Below are 15,323 nucleotides of genomic sequence, written 5' to 3' on the forward strand. Positions count from 1 at the left end.
GTCACCGACCCCTGCAATGATGTGGGGATGATGGAACACGACGCGCTGGATGCCGGGCTCGGCGACGCCGACGACGACGACTTCGACGAGGCCGTCGAGGCCGAGGACGACCAGCTGCCCGACCACCGCTACCTCGACCGCGAGCTGAGCTGGCTGGCGTTCAACCAGCGCGTGCTCGAACTCGCCGAAGACCCCACCGTGCCGGTCCTGGAGCGGGCGAACTTCCTCGCCATCTTCGCCAGCAACCTCGACGAGTTCTTCATGGTGCGCGTCGCGGGTCTGAAGCGTCGCATCGTGACGGGCCTGGCCGTCCCCACCAACGTGGGCCGTGCGCCGCTCGACGTGCTCGCCGACATCTCGGCCGAGGCCCACCGCCTGCAGCTGCGCCACGCCGCCGCCTGGACCGAGAAGGTGCGTCCCGCCCTCGCCGAGGCCGGCATCGAGGTCGTCACCTGGGACTCGCTCGACGACGACACCGCGGCCCGCCTGACCGAGTACTTCCAGCGCAACGTCTTCCCCGTGCTCATGCCGCTGGCCGTCGACCCGGCGCACCCGTTCCCCTACATCTCGGGGCTGTCGCTGAACCTCGCCATCCGCATCCGCAACGCCCGCACCGGGCGGCAGGAGTTCGCGCGTCTCAAGGTGCCGCCCATGCTCCCGCGCTTCGTCGAGGTCGCCGGCGACGGTCCGGGCGTGCGCTACCTCCCCCTCGAAGAGCTCATCTCCAACCACCTCGGCGACCTCTTCCCCGGGATGGAGGTGCTCGACCACCACGCGTTCCGCCTCACCCGCAACGAGGACATGACGATCGAGGAGGACGAGACCGAGAACCTGATCCAGGCTCTCGAGGCCGAGCTGCTCCGCCGCCGTTTCGGTCCGCCCATCCGTCTCGAGATCACCGACGACATGGACGACGTCACGCGCGACCTGCTGCTGAGCGAACTCGACATCACCGACCAGGAGGTCTACCGCCTCCCCGGCTCCCTCGATCTGCGCGGCCTGTTCGACCTGTCGCGCATCGACCGTCCCGACCTGCACTACCCGCCCCACGTGCCCAAGACGGCGCTGGCCTTCCAGCCGCCCGAGCAGAACGGCCGCGCCGACCTGTTCGGCGCGATCCGCAAGGGCGACGTGCTCGTGCACCACCCGTACGAGTCGTTCGCGACGAGTGTGCAGGCCTTCCTCGAGCAGGCCGCGCGCGACCCGCACGTGCTCGCCATCAAGCAGACGCTGTACCGCACCTCGGGCGACAGCCCCATCGTGCAGGCACTCATCGACGCGGCAGAGGCCGGCAAGCAGGTGCTCGCCCTCGTCGAGGTCAAGGCGCGCTTCGACGAGGCGAACAACATCGTGTGGGCGCGCAAGCTCGAGAAGGCGGGCGTGCACGTGGTCTACGGCCTCGTCGGCCTCAAGACCCACTGCAAGCTCGCTCTCGTCATCCGCGAAGAAGAGGGGCGCCTGCGCCACTACAGCCACGTCGGCACGGGCAACTACAACCCCAAGACCAGTCGCATCTACGAGGACTTCGGCCTCTTCACCGTCGACGACCAGGTCGGTCGCGACCTCACGCGTCTTTTCAACGAGCTCAGCGGCTACGCGATCGAGAAGAAGTTCAAGCGCCTCCTCGTCGCCCCTCTGCACCTGCGCAAGGGGCTGCTGCGTCACATCGACAAGGAGCGGCAGAACGCCCTCGCCGGCAAGCCGTCGGGCGTGCGCATCAAGGTCAACTCGATGGTCGACGAGCAGATCATCGACGCGCTCTACCGCGCCAGCCAGGCCGGGGTGCCCGTGGAGGTGTGGGTGCGCGGCATCTGCTCGATCAAGCCCGGTGTCGCGGGCATGAGCGAGAACATCACCGTGCGCTCGATCCTCGGCCGCTACCTGGAGCACTCACGCATCTTCTCGTTCGCGAACGACGGCGACCCGCAGGTGTTCATCGGCAGCGCCGACATGATGCACCGCAACCTCGACCGCCGCGTCGAGGCGCTCGTCCGGGTGGTCGACGAGGCGCAGGTGCGCGAGCTGACGACACTGTTCGACCTCGCGATGAACGACGGCACCAGTTCCTGGCACCTCGGTTCCGAGGGCGAATGGACGCGGCACAGCACCGACGCCGAGGGCGCTCCCCTGGTCGACCTGCAGGAGCACACGATGGCGCTCGTGCAGCGCAAGCGGCGCGCGCGGACGGCGCGGTGACCGAGACCGCCGTCTACGCCGCGGGCGGTGTCGTGTGGCGGGTGATCGAGGGCAAGCTCCGCATCCTCCTCATCCACCGCACGAAGTACCGCGACCTCACGCTGCCCAAGGGCAAGGTCGACCCCGGTGAGACCCTCGCCGAGACCGCCGTGCGCGAGATCCGCGAAGAAACCGGCATCCGTGTCGCCCTGGGCGTCCCCGTGGGGGTGTCGAGATATCGGATGCCGAACGGCCGGACGAAGATCGTGCACTACTGGGCGGCCGAAGCGACCGACGCGGCCGTGCGCACCTCGTCGTTCGTGCCGAACAAAGAGGTCGCCGCGATCGAGTGGGTGAGTCTGAAGAAGGCGCGGAAGCGGCTGAGCTACCCCGTCGACATCGAGATCCTCGACGAGTTCTGCCGGATCGTCGACGAGGGCGCCCTGCCGACGTTCCCGATCGTCGTGCTGCGGCACGCGAAGGCGCGGTCGCGCGAGGACTGGGAGGGCAGCGACACCGCCCGCCCGCTGACCACCCGCGGCCGACGCCAGGCCCAGGCGATCGTGGGGCCGCTGCTCGCGTTCGGGGTGCGTCGCGTGATCTCCAGCCCGGCGGAGCGCTGCGTCCGCACCGCCACGCCCATCGCCCAGGCGATCGGTCAGCGCGTGCAGTTCGCCGAGTCGATCAGCCAGGACGCCTGGGAAGACGGACGCGCCGACGCCCGGTCGGTGATCGGGCAGCGGGTGCGTTCGCGCAAGCCCGTCGTGCTCGCCAGCCACGGTCCCGTGCTGCCCGACATCCTGCACGAGCTCGCCCTGGCGACCGGCACCATGAGCGGCTCCTACCTCGGCAGCGCTTCGGCGCTCGAGCCCGCCGCGTTCTCGGTGGTGCACGTGCCGGTCGAGCACCCCGGCGCGGGCATCGTCGCGATCGAGACGCACGAACCACAGGTGTGACGCTTCCGCCCGGTGTCGAGGTGGCCTGGCGGGAGGTTCCCGCCGGCTCGCCCCGGCGCGATGCGTCGAGGGCCATCCTCGCTGAGCTGCTCCCCGGCGCGACCGTCTCGTCGCTCTGCGCCGCGTGCGGAGCCGATCACGGTCGCCCGCACGTGGAGGGGGCGGATGCCGCCGTCTCGGTCTCGTACGCACCGGGGTGGGCCGTGGTGGCGGTGACGCGGAACCACGCGCGGATCGGCGTCGATGCGGCCCCCGCCGGCGCCGCCGGCCTGGAGCGGATCCTCCCGCACGGCGGCGCGGATGCGATCGGATGGGCCCGCGTCGAGGCCGTGCTCAAGGCCGACGGACGAGGTCTCGCGGTCGATCCGGCGCGGGTGGAGGTGCGCGGTCAGGGTCCGGCCTGGACGGCCCGCATCCGACACGCGGCCGGTGACGGAGGCGTCGCGAGGAAACCTCGCGACTGGAACGGTGTCGACATCGAGGCCCCCGCGGGCCTCGTTGCCGCCATCGCCGTGCGCTGACGCTTAGCGCCACGCTCAGGGACGCGGAGGAAGCGCCTCGTGATCGATCCAGCGCGACAGGACCGCCGCGGCATCCGCTCCCCCGGCCTGCTCGACGGCGTATCGGAAGTCATCGGTGGTGACCAGCCCGTGGCGGTGCTCGGCGGTCCAGGCGCGGAGGAGGTCGAAGAACGCACCGTCGCCGAGCGCACGACGGACCGCGTGCAGGGCGATCGCGCCGCGCTTGTACACGCGGTCGTCGAACATGTCATCGGGTCCGGGATCGGCCAGCAGCAGATCGCGGGGCTTCGCCGCCAGACGGGCGTAGTTCTCGGCGACGCAGCTCTCGACGACGGCGGCACCGGACTGCTCCGACCACAGCCACTCCGCGTAACAGGCGAACCCCTCGTTCAGCCAGATGTCGCTCCAGCGAGCGAGACCGACGCTGTTGCCGAACCACTGGTGGGCGAGTTCGTGCGCCACGAGCCGCTGGGCGGCGGGGACGAGGTGGTTCATGCCGAAGACGGCGAGGCCCTGGGCTTCGAGCGGGATCTCGAGCTCATCGGCCGTCACCACGAGGGTGCACGCCTCCTGGGGATACGGCCCGAACAACCGCTCGAAGAGACGCAGCATGTCGGGCACCGTCGAGAACGCCCGGTCGGCGGCCGCCGTCAGCGCGGGCGGGGCCGTGACGACCACGGCCGGTACGACGCCCTCCCCGCTGCCGGCGAGAGGGCGTGTCCGATAGGGGCCCACGTGCACCGCAGCGAGGTAGGTCGCCGTGGGGACGTCTGAGGTGAAAGTCGTCGTCACCCGTCCACCGCGGCGCGTGCTCGCCCCGGCGACGCCGGTGGCCGCGACCGTGTAGCCGTCGTCGACCGTGATCTCCATACGCATCGTCGCGCGGTTGTCGGGCCGGTCGTTGCACGGGAACCACGTGGGTGCGCCGATCGGCTGCCCCGCGACCAGCGCACCGTCGGTCAGCTCCTCCCACCCGACCGCGCCCCACCGCGAGCGCCGCGGAGCAGGAGCGCCCGCGTACGTCACCTCGACGTCGAAGGAGTCTCCCGCGGCGATCGACCCACCCGGGGTGACGCGCAGCAGGCGCGGTCCGGCGGCGTACCGCGCCGGCATCCCGTTCACCCGGACACGGCTCGTGCGCAGACCCACCAGGTCGAGTGCGAACGACGACAGCGCCTCGCGGGCGACGGCACGGATCGTCGCGACACCCTCGAGCCGGTTGGTGCGGACACGGTAGCCGAGCGTCAGATCGTACGAGAGCACGTCGTACGACACGTCGCCGCTCTGCGGGGCGTATGGGTCGGCGGCGCTCACGACGTCGACTGGTAGGCGCGCACCTTCACCGCGCGCCAGGGGCCGATGGGGTTGCCGCTCCACCGCGAACCGACGGGAACGGTCTCACCGCGCATCACGAGCGAGGCGGGACCGACGGTGGCGTGGGCGCCGAGGGTCGAGGCCGGCAGCACCACACTGTGGGGCCCGAGGGTCGCCCCGGGCTCGAGCTCGACGGTGTCCATGCTCATGATTCGATCATGGAACAGGTGCGTCTGCACGACGCAGCCCCGATTGACCGTCGACGCGTCGCCGAGGGTCACGAGATCGGGCTCAGGAAGCCAATAGCTGTCGCACCACACTCCGCGGCCGATACGCGCGCCCAGGCTTCGCAGCCAGACAGCCAGCGCCGGGGTCCCCGCGGCCGCCCGTGCGAACCAGGGCGCCGCGACCATCTCGGTGAAGGTGTCCGACACCTCGGTGCGCCAGACGAAGCTCGACCACAGCGGCTGCTCCCCCGCACGGATGACACCGACGATCGCCCACTTCGCCGCCGTGGAGACCCCGGCGGCGACGGCCCCGGCCGCGAGCAGGACCACGCCCGACAGCAGCAGCGTCCACACCGGCCCGACGCCCTGCCACAGCGCCGCGAGCGAGAGCACGACCCCGAGGCCGATCGCGCACGTCACGACGACGGGCACGAACCGGCACAGCTCCCACAGCGTCCGGGCGAGCCGGAGCCCCGCGGTGGGGCGGTAGGTGCGCGATTCGTCGCCCTCCGCCGACAGACGCCGCAGGCGTACGGCCGGCGAACCGAGCCACGACGATCCGGCCTTCGCCTTGCGCGGCGCGGCGGACAGCACGGCCACGAGTCCGTCGCGCGGCACCCGGTGGCCGGGGGCGGCCATGCCCGAGTTGCCGAGGAACGCGCGCTTGCCGATGCGCACCGGCCCGATCCGCAGCCATCCGGCGTGCAGTTCGTACGACGCGACCATCGTGTCGTCGGCCAGGAACGCGCCGTCTTCGATCCGCGCCATCGACGGCAGGAGGAGGACGGTGGATGCCTCGACGTCGCGGCCGACGCGCGCGCCCAGCAGCCGCAGCCAGACGGGGGTGAACAGCGACGAGTACAGCGGGAACAGGATCGTCCGGGCGGCGTCCAGCAGGCGCTCGATCGTCCACGCCTGCCACGCCACGCGGCTGCGCACCGGGTGCGTCCCCTCCGCCAGCCCGAGCGAGAAAACGCGGACGAGCAGCACCACGGATGCCGCGAACACGAGTCCCGTGATGGCGACGGCCGGCACGAGCCAGGCGAAGGCCGCCCCCGCCGCGTCGGCCAGGGTCGCCGATCCGCGGATCCCCTGGGCGAGGACGAGACCGCCGACCGTGAACGCGGCGAGCGGGAGCAGCGCGATCAGCACCGCCGACCCCGCGTAGGCCCAGAGCCAGCGGGTGGGCGTCGGCGGTCGTTCGGCCGGCCAGTCCTTGGCCGTTCCTCCCACGCGGACGGCGGGAGACCCGGCCCACGACTGGTCGGCCTTGACCCGCCCGAAGACCGCGGAACCCGGGGCGATCTCAGCGCGACGGCCGATCCTCGTCCCCGGCGCGAGAGTGGACCGGGCGCCGACGGTCGCCTCGGCGCCGATGCGCACCTCGCCGATGCGCACGAGGTCGCCGTCGATCCAGTAGCCGGTGAGATCGACCTCCGGCTCGATCGACGCCCCGTCGCCCACGACGAGAAGACCGGTGACCGGGGGCAGCGCGTGCAGATCCACGTCGCGACCGATCCGCGCGCCCAGCGCACGGGCGTAGTACGACACCCAGGGCGCTCCGGCCAGGCCGACGGCATCCACCTGGTCGGCGATCTGCTCGGCGAGCCAGAGACGGATGTGCACCCAGCCCCCGCGCGGATAGTCACCCGCGCGCACGCCCGCCAAGAGCAGTCGCGCGGATGCCACGGCGATCGCCATCCGCCCGAACGGCGTCGCGAAGACCAGCAGCCCGACCACGAGCATGCCCCAGGGGACGCTCGGCAGCACCTCGAACCCGGGCACGAGCTGCAGGATGGCCGACGCCGTGAGCAGGTACAGGAGCCAGCGGATGCCGGAGAGGATGAACAGCGGAGCACCGAGCACGGTCTGCACCCACTGCGTCGCCCGCGGCGTCGGAACCGCCCGGTGAAAGGACGCCGGTGCCTCGTCGCCCAGCTGGGGCCCGAGGGCTTTGGCCATCGCGCCGAGCCGCGGCACGTCGTAGATGTCGGGGACGGAGAACTCCGGCACGCGCGCGCGGATGCGGGAGACGAGCTGCGCGGCGGCGAGCGAGCCGCCCCCGAGATCGAAGAAGTCCGCCTTGCGATCGGTCACGGCCAGCCCCAGCACCGCCTGCCACTGCTCGGCGAGCCACGCCTCGTCGGCCGAGAAGTCGGTGGGGGCGGGGGCGTCCACTCCCGGCAGCGGCCACGGGAGCGCCGCGCGGTCGACCTTGCCCGACGTGCGCACGGGGAGGGAGTCGACGACCCCCAGGAGCGGGATTGTCGCGGCCGGCAGCCGCTCGGCCAGGAGCGAGCGGGCGGCGGCGCGATCGAGCTCGCGGCCGTCCTCCATGACGAGGTATCCCACGAGCACGGGGACGCCGGCGTCGGTGGTGCGCACCGCGACGGTGGCGGCGCTGACCTGGGGAAGGTCCTGCAGGGCCGACTCGACCTCGCCGAGTTCGATGCGACGGCCCCCGACCTTCACCTGGTCGTCGGCGCGGCCCTGGAAGACGAGCCCCGCCGCTTCGAAGCGCACGAGGTCGCCCGAGCGATAGGCTCGCTCCCACCCGAGGGTCGGCATGGGCGCGTACTTCTCGGCATCCTTCGCGGGATCGAGGTAGCGCGCGAGACCGACGCCCCCGATGATCAACTCGCCCACCTCGCCCTCGGCGACCGGGAGCCCCTCCGCGTCGACGACGGCGAGCGCCCACCCGTCCAGGGGCAGGCCGATGCGCACCGGAAGGGTGCCGTCCAGGGGCGCCGCGCATGCCACGACCGTGGCCTCGGTGGGCCCGTAGGTGTTCCACACCTCGCGCCCCTCGGCGACGAGACGGGCGGCCAGCTCGGGCGGGCACGCCTCCCCGCCGAAGATGAGCAGGCGCACGTTCTCGATCGAGTCGGCCGGCCACATCGCCGCGAGGGTGGGAACCGTCGAGACCACCGTGATCCCCTGCCGCAGCAGCCACGGCGCGAGGTCCTCGCCCGAGCGGACGAGGGAGCGCGGGGCGGGGACGAGGCACGCCCCGTGACCCCACGCGAGCCACATCTCCTCGCACGAGGCGTCGAACGCGACCGAGAGTCCGGCCAGCACGCGATCGCCCGGGCCGAGCGGCTCGCCCTGCAGGAAGATGCGCCCCTCCGCTTCGACGAAGGCCGCGGCGGAGCGGTGCGACACGGCCACGCCCTTGGGCACGCCGGTCGATCCCGACGTGAAGATGATCCAGGCGTCGTCGTCGACCGTGGGAGGGGCCACGATCGGCACGGCGCTCGTGCTCGGGTGCGGCGCGGCCCCCTCGTACAACCTCACGAGGTCGCCGTCACCATCGGCGGGAACGAACTCCCCGGTCCCGGCGACGATCCCGCGCACCCCCGCCTCGCCGAACACGAGGCGCGCACGCTCGTCCGGATCGTCCGCGTCGACCGGGACGTACGCCGCCCCCGCAGCCATCACGGCGAGGATCGAGACGTACAGCTCTTTCGAGCCCGACGGCATGCGCACGCCGACGCGGTCGCCGCGGCGCACCCCCGCGTCGTGCAGGGCGGCGGCCGTCTTCCACACGCGGGCGAGCAGCTCCCGGTAGCTGAGGGCGCCGGATCCGTCGTCGATCGCGGAGGCCTCGGGATGCCGCGCGGCCACCGCCGACAGAAGGTCGACGAGCGTGCGCGCGGGGTGGGCGGCATCCGTTCGATCGAGCGGAGCCTGGGCGGCGGAGGCAGAGGTCGTCACGGGGACGAAGAGTACAAGGCCCCGGGAAACACCCCGGACGGGCCACCCCGGTTCACCTTCCGTTCACCCGCACAACGCAGACTCTTAAGAGTCGCTGTTTACCGTTCACGACGAACCCTGCACCGGGTTCCGTCCCCAAACATGCGAAGGATTCACACCGTGAAGCTCTCCCGACTCGCCCTGCTGGGCTCCGTGGCCGCCGTGGCCTCCCTGACTCTCGCCGGCTGCGCCGGCACCTCGGGCTCCGGCGACGCCGCGGGTACCTCTGCCTCCCCCACCTCGTCCGACGTGGCCTTCAGCATCGACCCGAACCTCTCGGGCACGATCACCGCCGGTGGCTCGAGCGCCCAGGCCAACGCGCAGGCCGCGTGGACCAGCGCCTACAACGCCCAGGCCAAGGGCGTCACGATCAACTACGACAAGTCGCAGGGCTCCGGCGGTGGCGTCACCAACTTCCTGAGCGGCGCGTACGACTTCGCCGGCTCCGACTCGCCCCTCAACGCCGACCAGACGACCCAGTCCAAGGCGCTGTGCACCGACGGCGGCGTGAACATCCCCGTCTACCTCGACGGTGTCGCGATCATCTTCAACATCCCCGGCGTGACCGAGCTCAAGCTCTCGGGCGAGACCATCGCGAAGATCTTCGCGCTGCAGATCACCGACTGGTCCGACCCCGCCATCACCAAGGACAACGGCACCGCGCTTCCCGCCGGCGCCATCACCACCGTCGCGCGTTCGGACGGCTCGGGCACGACCCAGAACTTCACGAACTACCTCGCCGCGACCCAGTCGTCGGTGTGGACCTCGCCCGCGGGCAAGGACTGGCCGATCGAGGGCAACGTCTCGAAGCAGAAGGGCGGCTCCGGCGTCGTCGAGGCGGTCAAGGCCGGCTCCGGCACCATCGGCTACGCCGACCACTCGGCCATCGGCGACCTGAACGCCGCGTCGGTCATCCAGGACGGCACCGCCGTCGCTTACAGCCCCGAGGCCGTCACGGCGACCTTCGAGGCCGCGGCCGTCGACGCCTCCAACGGCGTCACGGGCGACCTGTCGAAGAAGTTCGACTACTCGAAGCTCACGGCCGAGACCTACCCCATCCCGCTGGTCTCGTACGCCGTCACCTGCACCTCGTTCAAGGACGCCAAGCAGGCCGAGCTCGTGAAGTCGTACCTCGGCTTCGTGACCAGCACGCTCGGCCAGCAGGTCGCCGCGAAGAACGCCGGCTCGGCCCCGCTGCCCGACTCGGTGCTCGAGGCTGCTGCCGAGACGCTCGCCGCCATCAAGTAAACATCTCTCCGGTTTCGGCCCGGCTCGCACCTTCCGTGCGGGTCGGGCCGGGCTGATCGGAACGGTCGACCCGGGTCGAACGCTCCGCTGAGCCGACATCCTCAGAGACCACCCGACCGAGGAGCACCCATGACCCGTGCCGAGCGTGAGGTCCCCCGTGACTGACACCGTCTCCGACACCGAGACCGCCCCGTCCGCACCGACCGATCCGACCGCTTCGACCCAGGCCCGTACGAGCATCGTGGGCAAGCGCCGGGTCGGCGACTCCGTCTTCCTGGGTCTGTCGACCACGGCCGCGGTGTCGATCATGATCATCCTCGCGGGCGTCGCGATCTTCCTCATCCTTCGCGGCCTCCCCGCGATCACGGCCAACTGGAGCGAGGGCGACCTCGCCGGCTACCAGAACGGGCAGTGGTCCAACTTCTGGGAGTACGTCGGCCCGCTGCTCTTCGGCAGCGTGTGGGCGGCCTTCATCGCCATGATCATCGGCACGCCGGTGGCCATCGGCATCGCGCTGTTCATCTCGCACTACGCCCCGCGTCGCGTGGCCGGCGCCCTCGGCTACGTCGTCGACCTGCTCGCCGCGGTGCCCTCGATCGTCTTCGGCCTGTGGGGCATCATCGTCATGCGCCCGCTGCTGCTGCCCGTCGGCGAGTTCCTCAACAAGTACCTCGGCTGGATCCCGCTGTTCCAGGGCCCGGTGTCGTCGACGGGTTCGACGATGCTCACCGGTGGCGTGGTGCTCGCGGTCATGATCCTCCCGATCGTCACCTCGATCACGCGCGAGATCTTCCTGCAGACCCCGCGCCTGCACGAAGAGGCCGCGCTCGCCCTCGGCGCCACGCGTTGGGAGATGATCCGCCTGGCGGTGTTCCCGTACGCGCGCAGCGGCATGGTCTCGGCGACGCTCCTCGGCCTCGGCCGCGCCCTCGGCGAGACCATGGCCATCGCGCTGATCGTGTCGCCCAGCCTCATCTACTCGGTGCTCCTGCTGACCGACGGGTACAACTCCCAGACCATCGCGGCCAACATCGCGCTGAACTTCCCGATCGCGACCGACCTGCAGCGCTCCGCGCTCATCGGAACCGGTCTGATGCTGTTCGTCATCTCGCTGGCGGTCAACATGTTCGCCCGCTACATCATCGGCGCGACGGGCCCCGGCGCCAAGGGTCGCAAGAAGGGCAAGCGCTCATGACCGTCACGGCCCCCTCCGCGCCGCTGGCCCTCACCAGCGGACAGCTGCCCCGCTTCATCGAACCGATGGTGCTCGTCGGCGTCGCGATCGTCGTCGCCGGCCTGCAGCTGCTCTTCGGCGGCTTCAACATCGCCGCGTGGCTCATCCTCACCGCGGTGCTCTACCTGATCGCCATCGGCGTCGGCTCCTCGATCGTCGAGAACCGCCGCAAGGCCGTCGACCGCGTCGTGCGCGGGCTCGTCACCGCGGCCTTCCTGCTCGCCGTCGCCCCGCTGATCTCGACGCTGTGGACCGTGGTCTCCAAGGGACTCGCGGTCGTGAACCTGCAGTTCATCACGCAGGTGGGCGGCACGGCGTTCGACCCCGACACCCTCGAGGTCGTGGCGACCGCGGGCGCCTGGCAGGCGATCACGGGAACGCTCATCATCACGGGGATCGCCGCCCTCATCTCCGTGCCGATCGGCATCCTGGCCGCCGTCTACCTCGTCGAGTACGCGCAGCCCAGCAACCCGCTGCGCCGCGCCATCACCTTCCTCGTCGACGTGATGACGGGCATCCCCTCGATCGTCGCGGGTCTGTTCGCGTTCTCGCTGTTCAGCCTGATCGTCGGGCCGAAGGCCTTCAGCGGGTTCTCGGCATCCATCGCCCTCTCCGTGCTGATGATCCCCATCGTCATCCGCTCGACGGAGGAGATGCTGCGCCTCGTGCCCGCCGATCTGCGCGAAGCGTCGCTCGCCCTGGGCGTGCCGCGCTCGGCCACGATCATCAAGGTCGTGCTGCGGACGGCCGCGTCGGGCATCATCACCGGCGTCGTGCTGGCCGTGGCCCGCGTCGTCGGTGAGACCGCGCCGATCTTCATCGCGGCGAGCTTCACCGACAACTTCAACGCCAACCCGTTCGAAGGCCCGATGCAGACCCTCCCCGTCATGGCGTACACCGCGTACAGCTTCCCGGGGCAGGACATCGACGCCTCCCAGGCCCAGGCCTGGGGAGCCGCCTTCCTCCTGGTCGTCCTCGTCGTCATCTTCAACCTGATCGCCCGTATCGTGGCGGCGGTGTTCGCGCCCAAGGCGCGCTGAGCCCAAGAAAGGCACCTTCGTGTCCAAGAGCATCGAGGTCCAGGACCTCAACGTCTACTACAGCGACTTCCTCGCGGTCGAGGGCGTCTCGATCGACATCGAGCCTCGCTCCGTCACCGCTTTCATCGGCCCCTCGGGATGCGGCAAGTCCACGTTCCTGCGCACGCTGAACCGCATGCACGAGGTCATCCCCGGCGGACACGTGAAGGGTCGTGTGCTGATCGACGGCGACGACCTCTACGGCCCGGGCGTCGACCCGGTGCTCGTGCGCCGTCACGTGGGCATGGTGTTCCAGCGCCCCAACCCGTTCCCCACGATGTCGATCCGTGAGAACGTGCTCGCCGGCGCCCGACTGAACAACAAGCGCCTCTCGAAGGGCGACGGCGACGCGCTCGTCGAGAAGTCGCTGCAGGGTGCGAACCTCTGGAACGAGGTCAAGGACCGCCTCGACAAGCCCGGCGGCGGCCTCTCGGGCGGTCAGCAGCAGCGTCTGTGCATCGCTCGCGCCATCGCCGTGTCGCCCGACGTGCTGCTGATGGACGAGCCGTGCTCGGCGCTCGACCCCATCTCGACGTTCGCGATCGAGGAACTCATCTCCGAGCTCAAGAACGAGTACACGATCGTGATCGTCACGCACAACATGCAGCAGGCCTCGCGCGTGAGCGACAAGACCGCGTTCTTCAACATCGCCGGAACCGGCAAGCCCGGCAAGCTCATCGAGTACAACGACACGTCCACGATCTTCACGGCGCCGACCGTGCAGGCCACCGAGGACTACGTCTCGGGACGCTTCGGATAAGGCGCCCCGCGAAGGCCCCGCTCCGGCGGGGCCTTCGTCGTTCCCGGCGGCCGTCGATCGCGATGCGCCTTCGATAGCGATGCGCTCTCGGTCAGACGCGCGCCACGTCGCTGCACGTGCCGGGTCGTTGCGCGCGGGCGGTCGCCACGCGCGCGGCCGGACACGCCCGTTCCCGCCGCGAGCCCCGCTCAGTCGCGACGCGCGAGGAGGAACGCGTTCAGCTCGTCGGTGAGGTCGCGGTCGATCGCGACGGGCATACCGTCGACGGCGGAGATCGGAGCCGCGAGACGCACGCTCGACAGCAGCCACGCGGCATCCGCTCGCGCGAGATCGGCCACCGGGACGGTCTCGTAAGCGGCCTGGAGACCACGCCCCTCGAGGTGCGCGAAAACGCTGAGCTGCGTCGTGCCGTGCAGGATGCCGGCGCTCGGCGCCGGGGTGACGAACCGTCCGTCGATCCGGAGGAGCACGGATGCCGTGGGAGCCTCGAGCACGAAACCGTCGGTGGTGACGAAGACGGCGTCGTCGGCCCCGCGGCGCTTGGCCTCGCGGATCGCGGCCATGTTCACGGCGTACGACAGGGTTTTCGCCCCGAGCAGCAGCCAGGGCGACCGCGCCGGGACGCCCAGGGGGTAACCGCGGTCGAGTGTCACCACGCGCACCCCGTCTCGCCGCGCCCCCGTGTTGTCGGGGGCGTCCGCGAGGGTGACCCACGCCGTGGGGTGCGGACCCCCCTCGACGCCACGGCTCAGGATGAGCTTGATCACGCTCTCCCCCGGCCCGGCTTCGGTCGCGGCCCGGTCGACCGCCGCGCGCCACTGGGCGAGGTTCGGTGCGGGGAGATCGCACAGGGCCGCCGAATGGGCGAGACGCTCGAGGTGGGGTCCGACCTCGTGGGGGTGCCCGTCGACCACACCGATCGACTCGAAGACCCCGTCTCCGCGCTGCGCGCTGAGTTCGCCGAGCGGCAGGGCGGCGGCCTCGGGATCGACGACGCGGAGAGTGCCGGTGTGATCGCCGCCCTGATCGTCGGATGCCACGGGGTCGATCATGAGAGCGAAACGCCAAGCCATGCAGCGAGCCTACGCCGGGGGTCCGACACGCCCGGGCCTTGTCAACGGGGGCGCGCGAGGGAATGTCTTCGCGGTCGCCTTGCTACACTTCTACAGCCGGGCCGCAGTAACCCCGGGCTCCATCTTCTGCCGCTATGAGCGGCCTTGCGCCGAGAGGCGTTCTGCGGTCCGGCACTTTTCTTTTGCGGGACGGCCGCGCAGTCCGCGCCGCCGTCCCCCGCTTCCGGGCCTGACATTTCAGCCCGGCCGTGCGTCGAGGACACTCCGCTGCGGGTCCAGCGACGCGGCGCGGGAGACCCGCTCGAGGCGACGACGAATGCTCAGCTGAGGGCGTCTCGGCGCCAGAGCGCGGCCGAGGCCGAGAGGTCGTCCGCGTACGTCGCGAGCCGCAGCGCGCGCGTGGTGAGGGCGGTCGCACGCTCCGACTCGGTGTTCTCGTAGTCGTCGGCGAGGTGCGTCGAGCCGGCTGCCTGCACGCGACAGAAGGCCGCGGCACGATCGAGGGCCACCGCGAAGTCCCCCTCGAACAGACCGCGCAGGATGGTGTCGATGAGCTGGACGAGCTCTTCCGGGCCGGCCGGAGCGGGGGCGCCCGCGACCACCGCGTCGACGGTGGCCATCTCGACCCTTCCGCGCTCGTAGAGCAGCGCCGCGGTCGCGGCGTCGTCGTGGATCATCAGCTGCAGCAGGTAGAGCCGCCACAGCGAACCGGGGAGCGACCGTGCGGGCGAACGCGACCACAGCTCCGCGATGTCGTCGATGCCGTGATCGTCGGTGAAGGCGACGAGGCGCTCGACCACGTCGACGCTCGGATCGGCACGCACCCGCGAGAGCAGGGCCTGGGCGGTGCTGTGCGCGACGCGCGAGACCTCCGCCGGATCTTCGGCCGAGAACAGCCGATCGAAGAGCTCGGCGGGCCGGCGGACCGGCTTGTGGAATTCGCGGGGTGAATCGCTCATCGTTCCAGGCTAGAGCGTGCCCCG

11 protein-coding genes are annotated in these 15,323 nt (G+C 71.0%); 7 read left to right on the forward strand and 4 right to left on the reverse strand.

Going from position 1 to position 15,323, the window contains the following annotated elements; translation table 11 throughout:
* Positions 1-27: 27 nt before the first annotated feature.
* Genes FB047_RS07940 through FB047_RS07950 form a run of 3 tightly spaced genes read left to right on the forward strand, consistent with a single transcriptional unit; the run spans position 28 to position 3,652 of the window.
* Positions 28-2,196, forward strand: a complete 2,169-nt coding sequence (locus FB047_RS07940; protein ID WP_136586647.1) for an RNA degradosome polyphosphate kinase — start codon at positions 28-30, stop codon at positions 2,194-2,196.
* The gene (locus FB047_RS07945) at positions 2,193-3,131 is read left to right on the forward strand and encodes an NUDIX hydrolase (RefSeq protein ID WP_136586648.1); all 939 of its coding nucleotides are present in this window, start codon (positions 2,193-2,195) and stop codon (positions 3,129-3,131) included. Before FB047_RS07940 ends, FB047_RS07945 begins: the two co-directional genes overlap by 4 nt.
* Positions 3,128-3,652: a 4'-phosphopantetheinyl transferase family protein gene (locus FB047_RS07950; RefSeq protein WP_136586649.1), complete on the forward strand. Its 525-nt coding sequence runs from the start codon at positions 3,128-3,130 to the stop codon at positions 3,650-3,652. Before FB047_RS07945 ends, FB047_RS07950 begins: the two co-directional genes overlap by 4 nt.
* Before the next feature lie 15 nt (positions 3,653-3,667).
* On the opposite strand, the gene FB047_RS07955 is transcribed toward FB047_RS07950, so the two are convergent.
* On the reverse strand, positions 3,668-4,966 hold the full coding sequence (locus tag FB047_RS07955; protein ID WP_136586650.1) for a M1 family metallopeptidase: 1,299 nt from the start codon (positions 4,964-4,966) through the stop codon (positions 3,668-3,670).
* Complete coding sequence (locus tag FB047_RS07960; protein WP_136586651.1) at positions 4,963-8,907, reverse strand: Pls/PosA family non-ribosomal peptide synthetase; 3,945 nt, start codon at positions 8,905-8,907, stop codon at positions 4,963-4,965. The genes FB047_RS07955 and FB047_RS07960 overlap by 4 nt, the downstream gene beginning before the upstream one ends.
* Positions 8,908-9,066: 159 nt before the next feature.
* On the opposite strand from FB047_RS07960, the gene FB047_RS07965 reads away from it, so the two are divergent.
* The 4 genes from FB047_RS07965 to pstB all read left to right on the forward strand — a co-directional run bounded on the left by FB047_RS07965 (position 9,067) and on the right by pstB (position 13,267).
* Positions 9,067-10,194, forward strand: a complete 1,128-nt coding sequence (locus FB047_RS07965; RefSeq protein ID WP_136586652.1) for a phosphate ABC transporter substrate-binding protein PstS — start codon at positions 9,067-9,069, stop codon at positions 10,192-10,194.
* 157 nt (positions 10,195-10,351) lie between these two features.
* Complete coding sequence (gene pstC, locus FB047_RS07970) at positions 10,352-11,389, forward strand: phosphate ABC transporter permease subunit PstC (RefSeq protein ID WP_420812648.1); 1,038 nt, start codon at positions 10,352-10,354, stop codon at positions 11,387-11,389.
* Positions 11,386-12,468 carry a phosphate ABC transporter permease PstA gene (pstA, locus tag FB047_RS07975; protein ID WP_136586653.1) on the forward strand — a complete coding sequence of 361 codons (1,083 nt, stop codon included), beginning with the start codon at positions 11,386-11,388 and terminating at the stop codon, positions 12,466-12,468. The genes pstC and pstA overlap by 4 nt, the downstream gene beginning before the upstream one ends.
* A 19-nt stretch (positions 12,469-12,487) precedes the next feature.
* The gene (gene pstB, locus FB047_RS07980; protein ID WP_136586654.1) at positions 12,488-13,267 is read left to right on the forward strand and encodes a phosphate ABC transporter ATP-binding protein PstB; all 780 of its coding nucleotides are present in this window, start codon (positions 12,488-12,490) and stop codon (positions 13,265-13,267) included.
* Positions 13,268-13,455: 188 nt separating this feature from the next.
* On the opposite strand, the gene FB047_RS07985 is transcribed toward pstB, so the two are convergent.
* Positions 13,456-14,340 (reverse strand): aminodeoxychorismate lyase, encoded by an 885-nt coding sequence (locus FB047_RS07985; protein ID WP_136586655.1) that lies wholly within the window; start codon positions 14,338-14,340, stop codon positions 13,456-13,458.
* Positions 14,341-14,660: 320 nt separating this feature from the next.
* Complete coding sequence (locus tag FB047_RS07990) at positions 14,661-15,299, reverse strand: DNA-directed RNA polymerase subunit beta (protein WP_136586656.1); 639 nt, start codon at positions 15,297-15,299, stop codon at positions 14,661-14,663.
* Positions 15,300-15,323 lie beyond the last annotated feature (24 nt).

The sequence above is a fragment of the Microbacterium hydrothermale genome, assembly GCF_004854025.1.
Classification (GTDB): domain Bacteria; phylum Actinomycetota; class Actinomycetes; order Actinomycetales; family Microbacteriaceae; genus Microbacterium; species Microbacterium hydrothermale.

Bases quoted from the DNA above. Each gene is read 5' to 3' on its own strand.
- FB047_RS07940 (WP_136586647.1), top strand. From the start codon at position 28: ATGATGGAACACGACGCGCTGGATGCCGGGCTCGGCGACGCCGACGAC.
- pstA (WP_136586653.1), top strand. From the start codon at position 11,386: ATGACCGTCACGGCCCCCTCCGCGCCGCTGGCCCTCACCAGCGGACAG.
- FB047_RS07985 (WP_136586655.1), bottom strand. From the start codon at position 14,340: ATGGCTTGGCGTTTCGCTCTCATGATCGACCCCGTGGCATCCGACGAT.
- FB047_RS07990 (WP_136586656.1), bottom strand. From the start codon at position 15,299: ATGAGCGATTCACCCCGCGAATTCCACAAGCCGGTCCGCCGGCCCGCC.